This is a genomic window from Caballeronia arvi (genome assembly GCF_001544695.2).
GTDB lineage: Bacteria > Pseudomonadota > Gammaproteobacteria > Burkholderiales > Burkholderiaceae > Caballeronia > Caballeronia arvi.
In genome coordinates, this window is record NZ_FCOM02000015.1 from 1 (window position 1) to 19,451 (window position 19,451).

A 19,451-nucleotide genomic window follows, 5' to 3' on the forward strand; every position below is an offset into this window, starting at 1 on the left:
CGCACGATGAAAATGCCGCTGTTCCACCAGTACGTGCCCGCCGCGACGTATTGCGCGGCAAGCTCCGCCGCGGGCTTTTCGACGAAGCGGTCGATGCGGTGCGCGCCGTCTTCAAGCGACTCGCCCAGGCGGATATAGCCGAAACCGGTATCGGGGCGCGTCGGCGGAATGCCGAGCGTCGCGATCACGCCGCGCTCCGCATGCTCCGCCGCAATCGCGATCGCGCGATGCAGCGCCGGAATATCGGCGATGGAGTGATCGGCGGGCATCGCGACCATGATCGCGTCGTCGCCGTCCTTCATTGCAGCGAGCGCCGCGAGCGTGAGCGCGGGCGCAGTGTCCCGGCGCGCAGGCTCGACGATGATGCGTGCATCGACGCCGCTCTCGCGCGTCTGCTCTTCGGTAGTGAAGCGATGCTCCTCGCCACATACGATGATGGGCTCGCCGTCCACCTTGAAATCGCCCGAAAAACCCTTCAGGCGCGACACCGTGGCCTGAAGCAACGAGTCACGCCCGACGACGCCGATCAATTGCTTCGGGAACTGTTCACGCGACATCGGCCACAGGCGTGTGCCCGAGCCGCCGGCGAGGATGACGGGAACGAGGCGTCGGCAAGGTCCGGCCGCCTTGGCCGGACCCGCCTCCACACCTGCTGCTCCTTGCGCCACCCCACCTTCCGTGCGTGCTTCATTCGTCATAGAGGACTCCTGCCTTCGTATTCATCGAACTGCAATGCCGCCCGAGAATGATTCAGTGCCGGACCGATCGGGTCCGGCCAAATGTCCGACGCTTTACGCCATCATTGGCGCTTGCGCGGCCCGCGTCACACTTCGCGCGGCTCAGCCATTCGCTTCGCGCCTGCTCTGCATCCGGTACTCCGTCGGCGAGATCAACAGACGCTTGCGAAAAATCTTGGCGAGCCTGTCGCCGTTACCCATGCCGCTTCTGCGCGCGATCTTGTCGACCGGCAGCTCCGAATCCGTCAGGAGCGCGCAGGTGACGGCAAGACGCGCCTGCAGCAAATAATCGGATGGCGTGATGCCCATCTCGATCTTGAAGCGGCGCAAAAAGTTGCGCTCGCTCATCGCGGCCACCTGCGCCGCATCGACGACCGAAATCGGCCGTTCGCAGTTGTCCTGCAGCCAGCGCGCCGCCGCGCGGATCTTGTCGCCCGCCGAAGCCGCGCCGCTGTCGCCGAGAATCGACACGAGCTTCGCGGCGGAGCCGGGCATCAGCCGCTCGGCCACGCTGCGCGACACGTCGATGCCCAGATCGCGCTTCACGATGACGAGCGCGCCCTTCATCGATTCATAGCGGTCGCCCGCGTCGCCCTGCTGCTCGTCGCGCACGAGATGAATCATCGCGTTGCCGTGGCGCTGCGCGTCCTGCGCGTTTCCGATGCCCGCGGCGTCGAGCACCTTGCGCCCTTCGGAGATCGCGCGCACGACCGTGGTCTTCGACTGCACCCGGCGCAGCCATTCGACGATGCGATCGTCCTTCGCGGCGGCATCGGCGCCGCGGCCGCCCGCGACGAAGAGCGCGTCGAAGCCGCCGTAGTGGCGCGCATCGAGCCCGTCGGTCCACACGCGCACCGACGACGAGCACGCCACATTGCCGCCCTCGACGGACAGAAACCGCACGTCGTACTGCACTTCCGCGCGGGACTTCGCCGACGACAACTCGTTCGCCATATGGAAGACCTCCGCGACGATCCCCGCGCCGAGCAGGGAAAAGCCGTCGAACAGCAGAATCGCGATGTTGCGGACCTCGGTCTGCGAGGCTCTCGTCGCGGTGGGCGTCCAGCCCACCGCGGCGGTTTCTACATTGGCATAAGGCATGGTCATCCTCTGCTGCTTGTTTCCTGGAAGGCGCGGAAGAATTTCGGCCATTGCGGCGCATCAAGGAACTATCCCGAACTTCGCCGGGTTGCCGTGACCGATTGGAACGAAGTGTTGGCGGAATCGATCCGCTGGGATGAATAATAAGCAGACAATCTTTTTTGCGCTTCAGATTTTCGCGCTTAAACCACAATTTCTGTTCCGCTGTGAGGGTGACCGCACATTTGCATATGCTATCCCGAATTCGATTCGCCGCGTTTTTCAGTACGTGAAAAACAAAGCCGGCTTTGTCATACAAATTTCCGTGCGCTGTGTTAGCGCATTTTGCTATCCATGCCGCCGAATCGGACAGCCTGACCGCCGCAGAGCCCCGACGCGCGGCGCTCCGCGGGTTTCGGGAAGATTATGGCGTTTGTCTGACGAACTAAATTGATTCATTTATGAAACATCGATTGCCGCGAGATCGATCGTTCGGACCGGCTAAATCGGAAAATTTTGGTCCCGCAGTTACATTTTCAAACTTTATGTAATCAGCCACGCAGACGCATGAGAAACAGCGGAATTAGATTGCCAGTTAATTATTCCTTATATTCCGATAATCCGATGCAGGCCCCGCGAATTAATTTGAATTATTCAATTCAGCTTTTATTCAACGGCATAATGCGGTAGTTTCATATGAGGTTTGATGCTGCAATGCGGCATGTCCGTAACGGCGGCGAAGCTGCGCGCACGCGGGACTCGGGCGGCGATCGCATCGAAATTCGGTTCACCGGTTTGCGGCGGCGCACGTTTCGACGCCAATTTCAGTGTTGGCGAATTCCAGATTTGTAATCATCGGTGGATTGAAATTAATTCCGCGCGAGGAAATTGTGTCCGCCATCCGGCTGTTTCGTGCCGCCAGCGGGGTTTCCAAATCGGTCAGCTTTGCCGGCTTTGCAACGATCCAGCCGGCGCACCGCGTCGCCGCGCACGATGTTTCAATCGTGAGAACGGGCCGGGGCGTGCGTACCCGCACGGTAGGCCAGGCGGCGGCGACGGCATCATCGTTCGCGCCTGGCGCGCATGCAGACCGATGAAGCGGCCGGCACCCGACACGGAGAGATGATGCTCAGCCAGGCGGATTTTTTGACGGTGGTGCGGCTCACGCCGCTCGTGGCAATCGATCTGATCGTCACCGACGGCAACCGGCGCATTCTGCTGGGCCATCGACGCAATCGTCCGGCTCAAGGCACCTGGTTCGTGCCCGGCGGACGCATCAAGAAAGATGAGACGCTCGACGCCGCATTCAGGCGCATCGTCAACAACGAGCTCGGCGTCGCGAGCGCGGCGCGTTCGGCATCGCGCTTCTTCGGCGTCTACGAACATCACTACGACGACAACTTCGCGGGCGCCGATGGCATCGGCACGCATTACATCGTGCTCGCCCACGCGATGACCCTGAGCGGCAGCGTGCCGATCGGCCGCTTCGATCAGCACAGCGGCTACCTCTGGCTCCCGCCCGACGAACTGCTCGCACGCGACGACGTCCACGAAAACACGAAGGCCTATTTCCGCTGACCGGACGAAACGCGCGAAGCGCACGCCGCAAAGACGAGCGGCGCACATCGCTGCGCGCCGCCCGCCCTCCCGCCAAGAATCCTGCTGCACCGGATGCCGTCGAGGCGCTTTGTTTCATCAGACGACATCAATGATGTGAGCTTATCCCGCGGGTATCGAGATCATCTGCCAACAGTTCGTCAATTTCGGCCTCGGCGCGCGGCAACTGTGGGCTGCCGCGTATAGTGCGACCCATGTAACTCGCTTTCCCGCTACTTGCGTTCCTTCTTGGATGGGACCGGAACGAGGCGCCGCACGCCGGCTCCGGTCCGCACAGGGGAGAAGTCGATGGTGTACGCCAATGGCACGGGCAGGCTCCAGGTCGTGCGGGCAGCCGCCGAACCGCCGCCCGCCGACATGGCCAGCGCGGCAAAGCGGATCGGCATTCTGATCTTCGAGGAATTTTCGCTCGTCGAGGTCAGTTCGATCTCCGAGGTCTTCTCGCTCGCGAATCAGGTTCGCCTGCCCGCGGAGGCCGGACAGCCCGCTCGCGCGCCGAATTACTCGCTGATGTTTCTGTCGAGTGAAGGCGGCAGCGTAGCGAGCACCTGCTCGATGCGCATCTGGACCGAAAGCCTCGAAACACGATGGATGAACGAGTGCGACGCGCTCTTCATCGCAGGCGGCGCGGGCGCGCGGCAGGCGCGGCACGATGCAGTGCTGAGAAAGCGCCTCGGCCGCGTGGCGCCGAAGATTCCGTTCGTCAAGGCGATCGGCGAAGGCGCGCACATTCTCGCCGCGGCCAATCTGAGCGTGCAGAACCGCTCGCTGGATTTCATCGGTGACGCCGACGAGCGCGCGCCCTCGCCCGCGCTGATGTCCACGCTGTCAAACCCGCTTTTCATCGCCGAACAGACGCTCACGCTGGACGATCCGAAAGGGCCGATCGCGGCGGCGCTGTCGATCATCAAGCGCGATCATGGCTCGGCCGTCGCGCGTGAAGTGTCGGAGCGCTCGATTCCCGGCGCGTGGCAAAAGCTCGCCACCGTGCTCGACGACACTGAAGGCGGCGGCGTGCGCCAGAAGATCGAAGCCGCGGCGCGCTGGATTCGCGAGAACTACGTGCAGCCGATTTCGATCACGGATGCCGCACGGGTCGCCGCGATGAGCGAACGCAATTTCCTGCGCCGCTTCAAGGCGCAGATCGGGCTGACGCCATCGGAGTATTTGCTGCGCGCGCGGCTCGATGCGAGCTGCATGCTGCTCGCCGCGACCGATTTGCCCGTCGACAAGATCGCACGGCGTTGCGGCGCCGGCAGCGGCGACGGCCTCGCGAAAATCTTCCGCAAGCGCCTGTCCATTTCTCCGACCGAATACCGGATGGCGGGCCGCCGAAAACCGGGCGACACTTCATAAGCGGGGTCGAAAACGCCCGCGAGACCTGAACGGACACGCATGGAATCAAAGGTACTCTGGACGCTTTCGAATCTCGGCGACGCGGCGTTTCTACTGCCGCTCGCGCTCGTCTGCGCACTCTGGCTGCGCTCGGTCGATATCCGCCTCGCGCTGCGCTGGGCCATGTTGCTCGCGCTCGGCATGGGGCTCGTCGGCCTCTCGAAGATTCTGTATGCCGGCTGCGGTCTCGAATTCGCCGCCATCGAATTGCGCATGATCAGCGGTCACACGATGCTCGCCGCTTCCATCTACACGGTTGCGGGCGGCCTGCTGCTCGGCGGCTTCGGCGGCGGCTGGTATCGCTTGGGCGCGGCCGCCGGGCTCGCGCTCGCGGCGGCCATCGGTGCGAGCCGCATCATGCAGGACGCGCACACGCCCGCCGAAGTCGTCGCGGGCTGGATGCTCGGCGCGGCCATCGCCGCCCTGTTCCTCGCGCGCGTCTTCGACCGGCCGCGCAAGATGCCGGGCGCGCTCGCTGCGGGCCTCGGATTTCTCGCGGTCTCGTCGATCGCCTACGGCCATCACGCGCCGTTTCAGCGGATGATCGAACACTACTCGTGGTGGTTCTGTCAGGGAATCGCGCTCTGAAGGACCGACGTGCTCCGTTCCGGCGCCTGCATGACGATCCCTAGTATGATCGTCGCTTAAAAAATCACGTTTCCGGACCCGAGCATGGATCGCTTCCTTGCAATGAAAGTGTTCGCGCGCGTCGTCGAGGCGGGCAGTTTCTCCAAAGCCGCCGACGCACTGCGTCTGCCTCCCGCGAGCGTCTCGCGCACGCTGCAGGCGCTCGAAGCGCATCTCGGCGCGCGCCTCATCAATCGAACGACGCGCAGCATCAGCATCACGGAAGACGGCGAAGCGTATTACGACCGCTGCGTGCGCGTGCTCGGCGAAGTGGACGACATGGAAGCGTCGCTGTCGCATTCGAAGCTGAGTCCGAAGGGCAACGTGAAAGTCAGCCTGCCGCAAGTGATGGCGAAGAACACGATCATTCCCGCGCTGCCGGAATTCTTCGCGGCGTATCCGGACATCGGCGTCGAACTGCTGCTCACCGACCGGCAAGTGGATCTCGTCGAGGAAGCGGTCGATTGCGTCGTGCGCGTGGGTGCGGTCGGCGATGTCGGGCTGGTCGCGAAGCGCATCGGCGCGTATACGCAGATCACGTGCGCGGCGCCGAAGTACATCGAGAAGCATGGCGAGCCGACCTCGCTCGACGATCTCGACGATCATCTCGCCGTCGGCTACGTGCTGAACAACTCGGGGCGCGTGCGCAACTGGGAGTTCGTCGCTGATGGCGAAACGCGCACCGTCGCGATGAAGCACAAGATCGCCGTCAACGATGGCGATTCATACATCGCGGCAGGCGTGAACGGGCTCGGGCTGATCCAGAGTTCGAGCTACACGCTCGATCCGCTCATCAGGAGCGGCGCGCTCAAGGAAGTGCTCAAGGATTATCCGTCGCACCCGCGCGTGGTGTCGGTGCTGTATGCGGCCAACCGGCATCAGCCGCGCCGCGTGCGCGTGTTCATCGACTGGGTCGCGGAGCTGTATAGCAGGCTGCCCATCTTTCAGGTCAGGCCGAACTGAGCGTCACACGCGGTCCGACGCGCGCGAAAGGCATCGCGCGCCAGTCGTAATCGCGGTAGGCGCGTTCCAGCGCGTCGAGGTCCGCCGGGCGCGCGCTCGCGTGCATGCCTTGCAAATGCGGCACATCCATCTCCACCGCGACGCAGTCCGCGTAATCTCGCGCGCGCATCGACGCGGGAATCGTCGAAAAGAAGGCGGTCGTCGGCACGTCGAAGCCGGCCGCGACGTGCAGCGCCGACGTGTCCGCCGTCACGAGATAGCGCGCGTGCCTGATCCACGCGAGGAAGTCGTCGGTATCGGCGCACAGCAGCGCGATGTTGCGATAACGCGGATGATCGACCGCGCCGAAGCCCGCCACCGGCAGACCGGTTTCATCCGCGAGCCGCGCGACGATCCGCGCACGCGCCGGCGCGGGAATGCTGCGCACCGGCGTGCTCGCGTCGGGACAGAAGAGCGCGTAAGGCTCGCTGTCAGGCGAAGGCAGCGGCACATCGGCAAGCCAGCGATTGCGCTTGTCGTCCGCGGCGATGCTGTCGGGCGCGACGCCCATCGCCCAGAGGAAGAAATCGATCATCGGCATCGAGGCGAAGCGCGGCCAGAAAAGCTGATTGCCGATGTCGATGCGAAATTCATCGCGCGGAAGGCTCGCGAGCGGCACGGGCAGATCGACGAGATCGCACATATGGCGCGCGAGCTCGTAGAGACGCTGCACGTAGCGTGGCGCGCGCGCCGGACGATACACCGTGAACGCGAGATGCGGATGACGCCGCCTGATCGCGGCGAGCGCCGACAGCCCGATGATCGAATCGCCGAGCGTGACACCGAACGCATTGACGAGATGAACGCGGCGCGCAAGCGCATAGTCCGCTTCGAAGGGTTCGCGGTCCGCGTTGTGGATATCGGCGGGCAAGGCAGTGAAGCCCGATGCATCGGCGTGCGTCACTTCGAGATCGTACGGCGCGACGATCTCGCCGCTTCCCGACAACAGTGAACCCGCGTGAGTCAGCGCATGAACCTCGTCGAGCGTCGTCATGCGTGACCCCGTCCGTGTCAGCCCGCTGCGCCGTGCTCGCGCGCGGCCTGCGCGTTCGCCACGCTTTGCAGCACCGGCAACACCGCCGTCTGATACTCCGGCACCCAGCGGCGCAGATCGCGGCGCGTTTCTTCGTCGGACAGCACGCGATGCTGCATGAGCCATGGCAGCAGTTCGTCGATGAAATGATCCGGCACGCCTCGCGCCTGCGCGATGCGCAGCTTCGGATGCGGCGTGCGCGTGGTGGTTTCGTCGTCGGCGAGGAGTTCTTCGTACAGCTTTTCGCCCGGACGCAGCCCCGTGAACACGATGCGGATCTGCTCTTCCGAGAAACCGTAGAGACGAATCAGGTCGCGCGCGAGATCGACGATCTTCACGGGCTGCCCCATGTCGAGAATGAAGATCTCGCCGCCACGCCCCATGCTCGATGCCTGCAACACGAGCTGCGCGGCCTCGGGGATCGTCATGAAAAAGCGCGTGATCTCCGGATGCGTGACCGTCACCGGCCCGCCCTTCGCGATCTGCTGCTGGAACTTCGGAATCACGCTGCCCGCGCTGCCGAGCACGTTGCCGAAGCGCACCGTCTCGAACTGCGTGTGCGGCGCGGATTGCTGCAGCGCCTGACACGCCATCTCGGCGAGACGCTTGGAGGCGCCCATTACGTTGGTCGGGTTGACGGCCTTGTCGGTGGAAATCAGCACGAAGTGGCGCACCTCGTGGCGGATCGCCGCGCGCGCGACGCGCAGCGTGCCGAGCACGTTGTTGCGCACCGCCTGCCAAGCGTTCTGCTCTTCCATCAGCGGCACGTGCTTGTAGGCCGCCGCATGGAAGACGATGTGCGGCGTGAAGCGCGCCATCGTCTGATCGAGCAGCAGCGAATCCTTTGCATCGCCGACGACCGGAATCACCGAGCACTCCGGAAACTTCTCGTGCAGCTCTTCGATGAGCCGGTACATCGCGTATTCGGAGAGGTCGTAGGCGATCAGTTGCGCCGGCGAGAATCGCAGGATCTGGCGGCACAGCTCCGAGCCGATCGAGCCGCCACCGCCCGTGACCATTACGACGCGCCCGTGCAGCAATTGCTCGACGTGCGGCATGTCGATCTTCACCGGCTCGCGGCCGAGCAGATCTTCGAGATCGATCTGGCGCACGCGCGACAGGAAGTTGGTGCCTTCGGTGAGCGGCGAGAGCGCGGGCAGCACCATCACCTTCACGCCGGCGCGCACGCACAACGTGGCGACGCGTCGCTGCTCGTCGACCGATGCCGACGGAATCGCGATGATCACGTAGTCCGTCTTCAGTTGCTCGGCGAAGCGCGGCAGATCGCCGAACGCGCCGAGCACCTTGTGCCCGAGCACTTCGCGGCCTTGCTTCGCGGGATCGTCATCGAGCAGGCCGACGAGACGCCACTCGCTCGAGCGCGCCAGCTCGCGCGCGAGCATTGCGCCCGCCGTGCCCGCGCCGAGCACGATCACGGGCTTGCCCTGGCCGACGAGGCCGCCGTACAGATAGAACTCCTTGCCCGCGCGATAGAGAGCGCGCGCGCCGCCCATCGCGAGGAACAGCAAGAGCGGCGAGACGATGAGCACCGAGCGCGGGATGATGGGCGTCGGCTGCGACATCACCGCGCCGATCATGACGACTAGCGCGCCCACGACGACCGACTTGGAGATGCGCATCAGGTCCGGCAGGCTCGCGAACACCCACATGCCGCGATAGAGACCGAAGACGCGGAAGACGACGCCGTAGACCGGCAGCACCCAGACGAGCGCGGCGAGCGCGCCTTCACGGAAGTCGTGCGGCACGGCGCCGTTGAAGCGGATCACGTAGGCGGCGAGCCACGACCCGGCGACGGCGACCAGGTCGAAGAAGAACGCACCTGCCGATAGCCATGAAGCTTTTATTCGATTCATCAGCATGGACCCTCAAGATTGTCCGGAATGGCGCGTCTCATGACGCCGCCAATGCGCGTCGACCACCGCGCCCGCTGCCACAACCACGACTGCCCAGCCCGCCACTGCCGCCCACTGCCCGGCGAAGGAAAACCGTAGCGCCCAGTTGGCGAGGATGATGCCTGCCAGCATGAGCAGATACCACGTGAGCGCGGTGCGCGCGTGCCCCATTCCGAGGCGCACCATGCGCTGATAGTAATGCTCCCGGTGCGCTTGCCAAAATTTTTCGCCGCGCGCGAGACGCCGCAACAGCGTCACCGACGCATCCGCGATGAACGGCGAGAATACCAGCGCCGGAAACCAGACCGGCCACGCGCCCCGCTGCCAGCCCCAGTAGCCGAACGCGCCGGCTAGAAAGCCCAGCGGGATCGACCCGGCATCGCCGAGAAAAATCCGCGCCGGATGGAAATTGAGCGTCAGAAACCCGAGCGCCGCACCCGCGACGCCCGCGCTCGCAAGACCGAGATCGGCGTGGGGCGCAGGTCCGGCCAGCGCCGCGAGCGCGTAGCCGCCGAAGCCGAAGAGCGCCATGCCGCCGGCGAGCCCGTCGGAGCCGTCCATGAAGTTGTAGAGATTGACGAGCCACAGCATCAGGAAGCCGACGAGCGCGAGCGCCCACCACGGCACGTCAGCCGGATGCGCGGCGATGACGAGCACCACCGCGACGATATGCGCCGCGAAGCGCACGCGCGCCGGCAAGCCGCGGCGGTCGTCGATCTGCGATACCGCGGCGAGAAAGACCGCGCAGGCGGCGACGAGCCACATCGACGGCGCCGTGACCAGCAACGCGAGCACCGCGACCGGCACGACGCCCCAGCCGCCGACGCGCGGCGTCGGACGCTCGTGCAGCGAGCGCTCGTTGGGGATGTCGGTGGCGAGGCGCCACGCGAGGCCGGTGCGGATGAGCGTCTGAAGAATCAGCGCGCACGCGGCGAACGCCAAGACCGCGACCGTCGATGCGGCCAGCATCGGCGAAGCTTCAAAATACGAAAGCAGCATGCAGTTTTATCGAGTTGTCGAAACGAGGCCCTGTTCGTCTGGCAATTCGTTTGTTTTGTAAAGACCCAAAGGATACGCGAACGCTCGCCGGGTTTTGTTTTAACTGTCTGACGAACAACGAAAAATCGCGTTCACGCTATTTTAGCTTTCATGGCTTACGGATTCGAAACCACGCGGCCGTGGCGGCGAGTCCTTCGTCGAGCGATTGGGGCGCCTGCCAGCCGAGCGTCTCGCGGATGCGGTGAGAATCGACGCGCAGACTGCCCGTCAGACGATCGATCTGCGCCGTCTTGCCGGCCACGCGTGCGATGCCGCGCAGCAGGCCGGCCGGCACCGGCACGAGCCGCGCCGGCTTGCCCAGATGCTCGCCGAGCTTGCGGGCCAGCTCGGTCACGCTCGGGTCGTAGCCGTCGGTCACATGGAACACACGGCCCGCGGCGGCCGGATTGAGTGCACATTCGATGCTCGCGCTCGCGAGATTGTCGACGCTGACGAGACTGCGCCGCGCCTCGATCGCGCCGAGCGGCAACGGCATGCCGCGCGCGATCGCGTTCATCATCGCGAGGAAATTGGCGCGCACGCCGGGACCGTACACGAGCGGCGGCCTCACGACGGCGATTTCCAGTCCCGTGCGGCTGCCGAATTCGAGCAACCGGACTTCGGCTTCGGCCTTCGAGACGCCGTAGGCATCGGGTGGATGGCGCGCGTCGTCTTCGGTGAAGGGACGGCCCGGATCGCGCTCGCCGAGCACCTTGATGCTGCTCATCAGCACGAAGCGCGTGGCGCCGGCGCGACGGGCGGCGTCGGCGGCGGCGAGCGTTCCGTCGACATTGATCGCCCGATACGCGTCCAGCAGCTCGTCCGCCCGCGATACCGATTTCTTCTGCGCGGCGGCGTCGCTCATCATGTGGACGCGCGCGGCGAGGTGGATCACCGCGCCGCAGCCTTCGAACGCGTCGGGCGTGAGCGCGTCGAGTTCGTCGATGGCGCGCACATCGACACCCGGCTCGCACTGCGCGCCATGCCGCACGAGGCCCGTCGCCGCGATGCCGCGCGCGAGCAAGGCGCGGCTGACCGCGCGGCCGACGAAGCCGTTGGCGCCGGTAATGGCGATGCGCCGGCTCGCTTCGCTCATAGCCACTTCCAGCCGAAGCGGTTGAAGAACCGGCACGCCGAGGTCACAAAAAGCTTGATATGCGTCGAGCCCTTTTTCGACGCGCCGCCGCCGTGATGCAGGATGCGCACCGACGGCACATACGCGATGCGCGCGACCCGGCGCGTGCGCAGGCTCAGGTCGTAGTCCTCGAAGTAGAGGAAATAACGCGAATCGAAGCCGCCGAGCGACTTCAGCACGTCGGTGCGAAAGAGCATGAAGCAGCCGCTGACGATCGGCGGGTCCCACACCACGTTCGTCTCGCCGATGACATCGCGCATTTCGTAGCGCGCGAGACGCCGCGCGAATGGCTTGCGCAGCGCCGACGGCAGGAAGCCGCGCACGAAGAGATCGAGGACGGCGGGATAACGGCGACAGAGGAACTGCTGACGGCCGTCGTCGCCGCCGATCCAGGGCGCGAGCAGGCCCGTCTCGGGCGAGTCGCGCAGGAAGGCGAGCGCGCGGCGCAACCCATCGGCGTTGAGTTCGACGTCCGGGTTCAGGATCAGATGGAAGCGGCTCTTCGCGCGCTCGATCGCGAGATTGTGGCCGCGCCCGTAGCCGACGTTGCCGTGCCCTTTCAGCACGACGGTGTCGAATTCGGCGTCGGAAGGCACGGGCAGCGCGGCGAGCTCGCCTGGATTGCCGTTGTCGATCAGATACAGGCACGGGCGGCCGGCGACGTCATGCAGCTGCGCGAGCGCGCTTTCGAGCGTTTCGACCGTGCGCGCGAGCAACGCGGCGTCGGGCCGGTAGACCACGATTGAAATGCTGAGGGTGATGGCGGAATCGGACGGCTTCGCCGATTGGCTGTGCGGGGCATTCGCGTTCATCGGACAAAGGGGGTGTCCGCGCCACGAGAGGAAAACGGACCGCATCGACGAGTGAAAAACTTTCAGATTGTCCTCAATGTCGGTCCTTTCGGCAACCACGCGACGTGCCTTGCAGCGCGGTAAGACGAACTGTTTTTGTTACAGGTTGTGCTAAATTCCGCCAGCAAGTGGAGCGTTCCGCCGCCCGATCCGCCGTATTCCCGGTTCGGACCGGACGCGCCGTGGGCTTAACCGATCACCCCAGGTGAATTGTATGAGCAAGCCCATTGTCGTCGATCTGGACGGTACGCTGATTCGCTCCGACATTCTCGTCGAGAGCGGGTTCGCGTTTCTGAGAGCGTTCCCGCAGAGGTTCTACAAGCCGCTGCAATGGCTCGCGAGCGGCGGCAAGCCCGTGTTGAAATCGCGGCTCGCCGAGCATGTGACGATCGATGTCACGACCCTTCCCTACAACCTGCAGGTCGTCAACTGGCTGCGGGACATGCGCGCCGCGGGCCGTACGATCGCGCTCGCGACCGCGAGCCATGAGTCGTTTGCGCATCGGATCGCGGAGCACCTCGGCATCTTCGATCGCGTGTTCGCCACCGACGAACACGTCAATCTCTCTTCGCATCGCAAGCGCGACCGGCTCGTCGCCGAGTACGGCGAGAAGGGATTCGACTATGTCGGCAACTCGCACGACGATCTCGCCGTGTGGGCTGCCGCCGATCGCGCGTACGTGGTCAATCCGCATGCGGGCGTCGTGCGCGCGGCGTCGAAGCACGACAACATCGAGCAGGTCTTCGAGAATCGCCAGCCGACGCTCAGGGTCTGGGCGAAGTCGCTGCGGCTACATCAGTGGCTGAAGAACGTGCTGGTGTTCGTGCCGCTGCTCGCAGCGCATCAGATGAGATCGCCGGCGGCAATCGGGTTCGCCGTGCTCGCGTTTTTTGCGTTCGGGCTGTGCGCGTCGAGCGTGTATCTGCTCAACGACCTGCTCGATCTTCAGGACGACCGCCAGCATCCGGTCAAGCGCAAGCGCCCGCTCGCCGCCGGCACGATGCCGCTCATCTGGGGCGTGGCGCTTTGCCCTGTCCTGCTCACCGCCTCGTTCGCGATCGCGCTGACGTTCCTGTCCTGGAAGTTCATCGCGGCCCTGCTCGGCTACTACGTGCTGACGCTCGCCTATTCGCTCGCGCTCAAGCGTCAGGTGATGATCGACGTCGTCGTGCTGGCCGCGCTGTACACGTCGCGCATCATCGCCGGGGCGGCGTCGATCCACGTGCCGCTCACCTTCTGGCTGCTGGCGTTCTCGATGTTCGCGTTCCTGAGCCTCGCGCTCGTGAAGCGCTACACCGAGCTCCATTCGATGATGAAGGCCGGACGCGAAGGAGCGCGCGGACGAGGCTATCTGGCGAGCGATCTTTCCATCGTGTCGTCGCTCGGCACCTCGTCGGGCTATCTTTCGGTGCTCGTGCTCGCGCTGTATATCCAGGACGGGCACACCACCGTGCTCTACCGGAATCCGCAATTCATCTGGATGGTTTGTCCGCTGATGCTCTACTGGTTCAGCCGGACGTGGATCATCACGCATCGCGGCCGAATGAACGACGACCCCATCGTGTTCGCGGCCCGCGACCGCATGAGCCTCGCGGTCGTTGCGCTGTGCGGCTTCTCGTTCTGGCTCGCAATCTGACGATGAGCGCATAGCGCGTCGCTCTCTCACGGCCGGCACACGGCCGCTCATTTCTCGCAAAAAAACGCACGCAGGGCCGGGATCGAACGCTCGTGCGAGCGTGCCAGGGCGCGCGTTCGATGCGTCCTTCAGCGCACAGATACGACAAATTACTTGCCGTAATCTGCTGCAACCATCCGGCTCCGAGCTTGCCGCCGCTGGCATATCGATACTTAAATCAATATTCCGAGAAAAGAACATGGCCGAAGCGAGCGTTCCCCTTTGCGTCGACTTGGACGGCACCCTGACCTCCACCGACCTGCTTGTCGAATCCTTCCTCGTGCTGGTCAAGAGGAATCCGATCTACGCATTGCTCTGCATCGGCTGGCTGCTGCGCGGTAAGGCTTATCTCAAGGCGCAAATCGCGCAGCGCGTGGCCATCGATGTGTCCGTGCTGCCCTACAACGCGCGTTTCGTCGATTACCTGCGCGAACAGCGCTCGACCGGGCGAGACCTCTACTTGTGCACGGCTTCGAACCAGCAGTTCGCCGAGCAGGTTGCCACGCATTTCGGCTTTTTCAAGGGCGTGCTCGCCAGCGACGAGGCGCACAACCTGTCCGGAAACAACAAGGCGGGCGCGCTCACCGAACAGTTCGGGCTGCACGGTTTCGACTACTGCGGCAACGCGCGCGCGGACGTGCCCGTCTGGAAGCAGTCGCGTCAGGCGATCGTGGTCGGCAACCGACATATTGCCTCGGCGGCTGAGAAGGTCAACGAGACGATCGTGTTCTTCGAGCAGAAGCGATCGTTCGTTCGCCTGACCATCAAGGAAATGCGCGTCTATCAGTGGGTCAAGAACCTGCTGATCTTCGTGCCCTTGCTCGCGTCGCACCGCTTCACCGATTCGAAGACGATGCTCGCCGAAGCCATCGCCTTTCTGTCGTTCAGTCTCTGCGCGTCGTCGGTGTACCTGCTCAACGACATGCTCGACCTCGACTCCGATCGCCGTCATGCGAGAAAGCGCAACCGGCCGTTCGCGTCGGGGCAGTTGCCGCTTTCCTTCGGCATGATGCTGTGCGTGACGCTGCTCGTCACATCCGCGTGGCTCGCGACGTATCTCTCGCCGGACTTCCAGCTCGTGCTCACGGGCTACTTCATCGCGACCATCGCCTACTCGTTCAAGCTCAAACGCATGATGCTCGTGGATGTGTTCGCGCTCGCGGCGCTCTATACCTCGCGCATCATCGCGGGCGCCGCCGCTGGCGATATCGTGCTCTCGGACTGGCTGATCATGTTCTCGGTGCTGATGTTCCTGAGCCTCGCGATGGTGAAGCGTTACACCGAGCTCGATGCGTGCTTGCGCGAAGGCAATGTGTCGGCCGCGGGACGCGGCTACGACACACATGATCTCGGCATCCTGCGCTCGTTCGGCACGGCCGCCGGCTACGTCGCAGTGCTGGTGCTCGCGCTGTACCTGAACTCGTCCGACGTGCGCTCGCTCTATCATCACCCGAAGATGCTGTGGCTGCTGTTCGGCCTGCTGCTGTACTGGGTCAGTCGCCTGTGGATGCTGGCGTTCCGCGGCAAGATGACCGACGATCCGATCGTCTACGCGATCAAGAACCGCCTGAGCCTCTTCGTCATCAGTCTGTGCGTGGCAACGGTGGTCTCCGCGATATGACCTCCACGCTTTCCGTCATGTCGTATATCACGCTGGTTTTGAGCGGTACCTTCAGCGCGCTCGCCAGCGTCCTCTTGCGCTTCGCCGGCAAGCTGCCCGGTAACGGCGAAGCGCTGTTGTTCGGCATGGCCGCGCGTCCGCTCGCCTACCGGCTCGCAGCCATCGGTGCCTATGGCGCGGGCTTCGTGCTCTATGCGCTCGCGTTGAGGCGCATGGAGCTGAGTATCGCGTATCCCCTGATGGTCGCGGTGACGATTCTGGAGATCATGGCGTTTGGCGCGCTCTCCGGCGAAGCGATGTCCATGCGCACGCTCGCCGGCGCGACGATGCTGATCGCCAGTGTCGTGCTGCTGTATGCGCCCACCGCGAGCACCGCCTGAGTCGCTTCTGACCGAGACTCTACGAGAAGAACCATCCGCAAGGAGCGTGTCCATGTATTCCCGTAAAACGTTGGGGCTTCAAATGGCGCCTGCCGAGCCTGCATCCGCGACGACACCGGCGCGAACGCAACTGTTTCGTGCAGCGCTCTTCGTGTTCGTCATCTCGCCAATCGCGGATGTCGCGCTCTGGTTCATCGACCGCGTCGTCACGCACCAGGACAACTACTATCCCACAGCGGTCTTCATGCGGCGATGGCTGCAGTTCTTCGCATCGCCGTCGCTGGCGGGCAACGATTCGTGGATGCCCATGCGCGGCGCGCTCGCGTGGTTCGAGCAGCATCCCGGCGGCAGGATGTTCGAGCAGTTGTTCTTCGTCGAGCATGTGAAATTCCAGTATCCCCCTAGCAGTCTGTTGCCGCTTCATGCGTTGCATTCGCTTGGGATCGATCCGACCGACGCCCTCCTGAATGGCATCGGTTGGTTCGTCATGCTGATCAATGTAATCGCATCGGGTGCGTTCGCGTTCGTGCTGGCAAGCCGCTCCGCGAACCATGCCGCATTCCGCTGGCATTGGGGCATCTTCGGCGCGCTCGCGGCACTGTCGTTCTTCCCGATATTGATGGCGTTCAGGCTAGGACAGGCGCAGGTCTGGATCAACACCTTGTTCGCATTGGCGGCGCTTTCGTATGTGCTCCGGCGCAATGCACTGACTGGGGTATTGATCGGACTGATCTGCCTGTGCAAGCCGCAACTCGCACTCTTTATTCTGTGGGGTTTGTTGCGGCGGCAATGGCGCTTCTGCGCGGGTATGCTCGTCACGATCGCAGTGGGCGGCGTGCTGTCGCTGGCCGTCTTCGGCTTGCAGAACCACATCGACTATCTTCACGTGCTGCGTGAGCTGTCGCGAACGGGCGAAGCGTACATGCCCAATCAATCGGTCAATGGATTCTTGAACCGGCTGTTTCACACGGTTGCCGATCCTAGCGTGTGGCAGGCGCGTGGGTTTCCGGCATTCCATCCGATCGTCTACGGCGGCACGCTGCTGTCCTCGGCGGTGCTGATCGGCTTTGCGCTGTTGCTCCCACTTCGTGCGGATTCGAAGTCCGGGTTGCTCGACTTCCTGATCGCCGGTTTGACCTTCGCGGTCGCGTCGCCGATTGCGTGGGAGCATCACTACGGCATCATGCCGGCCATGTACCTGGCGGTGATGTTCGCGTTCCTGAGCTTCGGGCCATCGAATGGCAAGTCGATTGCTCTGGCGGCACTCGCTGCATCGTACTTTGTCACCGACCATTGGCTCGGCGGTTCGTGGATGCTTTGCGGTGTACTCGCGGTTCTCGGTCTGATGTACTGGGCTGGGCCGCTTCACGCGAAGCGCCTGCAGGGGTGAATAGAACGCTCGTGCGTGCATGCCGGAAAGTGCGCTGTCGGTGTGTCCTTCAGCGCACAGATACGACAAATTACTTCCCGTAATCTGCTGCTTCTTCATCAGTCTCTGCGCGGCGGCGGTGGTCGCCGCGATATGACCTCAACGCTTTCCGTCATGTCGTATATCACTCTTGTTTTGAGCGGCACCTTCAGCGCGCTCGCCAGCATCCTGTTGCGCTTCGCCGGCAAGCTGTCCGGCAGCGGCGAAGCGCTGTTGTTCGGCATGGCCGCGCGCCCGCTCGCCTACCGGCTCGCAGCCATCGGCGCATATGGCGCGGGCTTCGTGCTCTATGCGCTCGCGTTGAGGCGCATGGAATTGAGCATCGCGTATCCCCTGATGGTCGCGGTGACGATTCTGGAGATCATGGTCTTTGGCGCGCTTTCAGGCGAAGTGATGTCCATGCGCACGCTCGCCGGCGCGACGCTCCTGATCGCCAGTGTCGTGCTGCTGTACGCACCCACCGCGAGTACGGCCTGACTGCAACCGCTTTCGCAATACGCCCATGCAAACGCGTCAGCTATGTACTGACCGGCGGCTCTAACCCGAGGGTATTCTTATGTCGTCTTCCAGAACGATGGGCCGCAAGTCAGTGCTGAGCCTCGGCACGATCGCAAAAGTGCTGTTGGTGTTCGCAGCATGTCTCCTTGCGGAGCGTGTGCCGCGCTCTCTGTACGCTGACTTCCGCGCGAATCCCGCTGATTTGTTCGGCGATTTCAACTACTACTTCTACGCATTCACCACGGTGCTACAGCACCCGGGCGATCTGTCACGGCTTTACGATCACGAGGCGCTCGTCGCGTTTCTGCAATCGATGGGCGCACGCAACACGGGCGAGGATGTCTTCTTTGGTTACCCGCCGCAGTTCGCGCTGCTGTTCTCGCCGCTCGCCCATCTGTCGCCGCTGGCGGCCAAAGGTGTGTGGGCGTTCGGCTCCATCGTGCTGTTCGGCACCGGCGTGGCGATGCTCGCGAAGCTGGCCTATCGCGGAGAAAACAGGGCCGTGCCACTGCTCATTGTAGCGATCGCCCTCCTGAGCCGTCCTCTGCTCGACGACTTCTACCTCGGCCAGTCGAACGAGTTGCTGTTCTTCCTGATCGTCGCGACGTTCTTCTTCATCGATCGCGGCAACCACTTTCTGGCTGGCCTGTTCCTCGGTACGGCCATCGTGCTGAAGGTGACACCGCTTGCGATCGCAGGTCTCTTGCTGTTGCGCCGCGAGTGGCGCACGGCGATCGCGACCGCCGTGACTTCCTTGGCGATTACCGCCTTCACCGCGTGGCAACTGGGCTTCCAGGTGATGTTGCACTACCTCGTCTCGGACATGCCGCGGCTGAATGCGCAGAACCTCCTGCTCGGCGGTGCGCCCGCGAACAATTCGCTTCGCGGCGCGTTTCAGGCGTTGTCGAAGTTCGCGGGAATGTCACCCTCGCAGTCTGTGCTGGGCGCGATCTGGCTCGTCACTGCGATCGTGGTGTGCACGATCGCAGTGGTGCTGGTTTATCGCCAGCATGCTGACCGCCGCATCGACTTCGCCCTCGCCTGCACCACGATGCTCGTCGCCTCGCCGATGCTCGAACCGGTGCATCTCGTCGCGTTGCTGATTCCTGTTGCTATTCTGTTTGGCACGACCCTGGAGCGGGCGGAAACGCGTCTCTCGGCGATCGGCCCACGCGTTGAACTCGTGCTCGCGTCATGTGCGGTGCTGATTCTGTTTTTCAGCGCGCGCAATGTAGGGTATTTCGTCGCGGTATCGATCGTTTATGTGCTCTGTCTGGGGAGGTACTTTGCGCCAGTGGCTGCGGGGCAGCGAGGGCGCTGGCAAGGGGTTTCGGCGGGAGGGCGGAGTTGAGTGGAGATTGAGTCCGCTAAGGAATGCGTATCTTCTTTGCCGCCTGATTTTCTCCAAACCTGCACTAGC

General features: G+C 63.8%; 18 protein-coding genes. 11 read left to right on the top strand and 7 right to left on the bottom strand.

Annotated features, from left to right (window positions below; translation table 11 throughout):
- Together AWB74_RS18435 and AWB74_RS18440 are read right to left on the bottom strand one after the other, a co-directional pair.
- Positions 1-698, bottom strand: a 698-nt coding sequence (locus AWB74_RS18435; RefSeq protein ID WP_160110274.1) for a sugar phosphate nucleotidyltransferase, incomplete at its 3' end; no start/stop codon positions are given.
- A gap of 141 nt (positions 699-839) precedes the next feature.
- Entirely contained in the window at positions 840-1,838 is a 999-nt protein-coding gene (locus tag AWB74_RS18440) for a GlxA family transcriptional regulator (RefSeq protein WP_061148303.1), read from the bottom strand.
- Between the two features lie 806 nt (positions 1,839-2,644).
- Between AWB74_RS18440 and AWB74_RS45670 the strand changes: the two genes are divergently transcribed.
- From AWB74_RS45670 to AWB74_RS18460, 5 genes are all read left to right on the top strand, one after another.
- Entirely contained in the window at positions 2,645-2,914 is a 270-nt protein-coding gene (locus AWB74_RS45670; protein WP_143749276.1) for a hypothetical protein, read from the top strand.
- A 28-nt stretch (positions 2,915-2,942) separates the two neighbouring features.
- Complete coding sequence (locus tag AWB74_RS18445) at positions 2,943-3,395, top strand: GDP-mannose mannosyl hydrolase (protein ID WP_061148304.1); 453 nt, start codon at positions 2,943-2,945, stop codon at positions 3,393-3,395.
- Positions 3,396-3,722: 327 nt separating this feature from the next.
- A complete protein-coding gene (locus AWB74_RS18450) occupies positions 3,723-4,790 on the top strand; it encodes a GlxA family transcriptional regulator (protein ID WP_061148191.1) in 1,068 nt (355 codons plus the stop codon).
- Positions 4,791-4,829: 39 nt separating this feature from the next.
- Positions 4,830-5,417: a phosphatase PAP2 family protein gene (locus tag AWB74_RS18455; protein WP_061148192.1), complete on the top strand. Its 588-nt coding sequence runs from the start codon at positions 4,830-4,832 to the stop codon at positions 5,415-5,417.
- A gap of 84 nt (positions 5,418-5,501) precedes the next feature.
- Positions 5,502-6,419: a LysR family transcriptional regulator gene (locus AWB74_RS18460; protein WP_061148193.1), complete on the top strand. Its 918-nt coding sequence runs from the start codon at positions 5,502-5,504 to the stop codon at positions 6,417-6,419.
- Here AWB74_RS18460 and AWB74_RS18465 read toward each other — a convergent pair.
- The 5 genes from AWB74_RS18465 to AWB74_RS18485 all read right to left on the bottom strand — a co-directional run bounded on the left by AWB74_RS18465 (position 6,406) and on the right by AWB74_RS18485 (position 12,389).
- Entirely contained in the window at positions 6,406-7,452 is a 1,047-nt protein-coding gene (locus tag AWB74_RS18465) for a glycosyltransferase family 9 protein (protein WP_061148194.1), read from the bottom strand. The two genes, AWB74_RS18460 and AWB74_RS18465, sit on opposite strands and share 14 nt — an antisense overlap.
- Before the next feature lie 17 nt (positions 7,453-7,469).
- Entirely contained in the window at positions 7,470-9,365 is a 1,896-nt protein-coding gene (locus AWB74_RS18470) for a polysaccharide biosynthesis protein (RefSeq protein ID WP_061148305.1), read from the bottom strand.
- Between the two features lie 12 nt (positions 9,366-9,377).
- Complete coding sequence (locus tag AWB74_RS18475) at positions 9,378-10,403, bottom strand: MraY family glycosyltransferase (RefSeq protein ID WP_061148195.1); 1,026 nt, start codon at positions 10,401-10,403, stop codon at positions 9,378-9,380.
- A 148-nt stretch (positions 10,404-10,551) separates the two neighbouring features.
- On the bottom strand, positions 10,552-11,538 hold the full coding sequence (locus AWB74_RS18480; protein ID WP_061148196.1) for an NAD-dependent epimerase/dehydratase family protein: 987 nt from the start codon (positions 11,536-11,538) through the stop codon (positions 10,552-10,554).
- The gene (locus AWB74_RS18485) at positions 11,535-12,389 is read right to left on the bottom strand and encodes a glycosyltransferase family 2 protein (protein WP_061148197.1); all 855 of its coding nucleotides are present in this window, start codon (positions 12,387-12,389) and stop codon (positions 11,535-11,537) included. The genes AWB74_RS18480 and AWB74_RS18485 overlap by 4 nt, the downstream gene beginning before the upstream one ends.
- A 253-nt stretch (positions 12,390-12,642) precedes the next feature.
- Here AWB74_RS18485 and AWB74_RS18490 point away from each other — a divergent pair, with 253 nt between their 5' ends.
- The 6 genes from AWB74_RS18490 to AWB74_RS18515 all read left to right on the top strand — a co-directional run bounded on the left by AWB74_RS18490 (position 12,643) and on the right by AWB74_RS18515 (position 19,382).
- Positions 12,643-14,064, top strand: coding sequence for a UbiA family prenyltransferase (locus tag AWB74_RS18490; RefSeq protein ID WP_061148198.1), 1,422 nt, complete (start codon positions 12,643-12,645; stop codon positions 14,062-14,064).
- Positions 14,065-14,302: 238 nt separating this feature from the next.
- Positions 14,303-15,724: a UbiA family prenyltransferase gene (locus AWB74_RS18495; protein ID WP_061148199.1), complete on the top strand. Its 1,422-nt coding sequence runs from the start codon at positions 14,303-14,305 to the stop codon at positions 15,722-15,724.
- A complete protein-coding gene (locus tag AWB74_RS18500) occupies positions 15,721-16,104 on the top strand; it encodes a DMT family transporter (RefSeq protein ID WP_235024620.1) in 384 nt (127 codons plus the stop codon). Before AWB74_RS18495 ends, AWB74_RS18500 begins: the two co-directional genes overlap by 4 nt.
- Before the next feature lie 52 nt (positions 16,105-16,156).
- On the top strand, positions 16,157-17,494 hold the full coding sequence (locus AWB74_RS18505; protein WP_160110277.1) for a glycosyltransferase family 87 protein: 1,338 nt from the start codon (positions 16,157-16,159) through the stop codon (positions 17,492-17,494).
- A 153-nt stretch (positions 17,495-17,647) separates the two neighbouring features.
- On the top strand, positions 17,648-18,010 hold the full coding sequence (locus AWB74_RS18510; protein ID WP_061148307.1) for a DMT family transporter: 363 nt from the start codon (positions 17,648-17,650) through the stop codon (positions 18,008-18,010).
- 334 nt (positions 18,011-18,344) lie between these two features.
- The gene (locus AWB74_RS18515) at positions 18,345-19,382 is read left to right on the top strand and encodes a glycosyltransferase family 87 protein (RefSeq protein ID WP_235024621.1); all 1,038 of its coding nucleotides are present in this window, start codon (positions 18,345-18,347) and stop codon (positions 19,380-19,382) included.
- Positions 19,383-19,451: the final 69 nt, after the last annotated feature.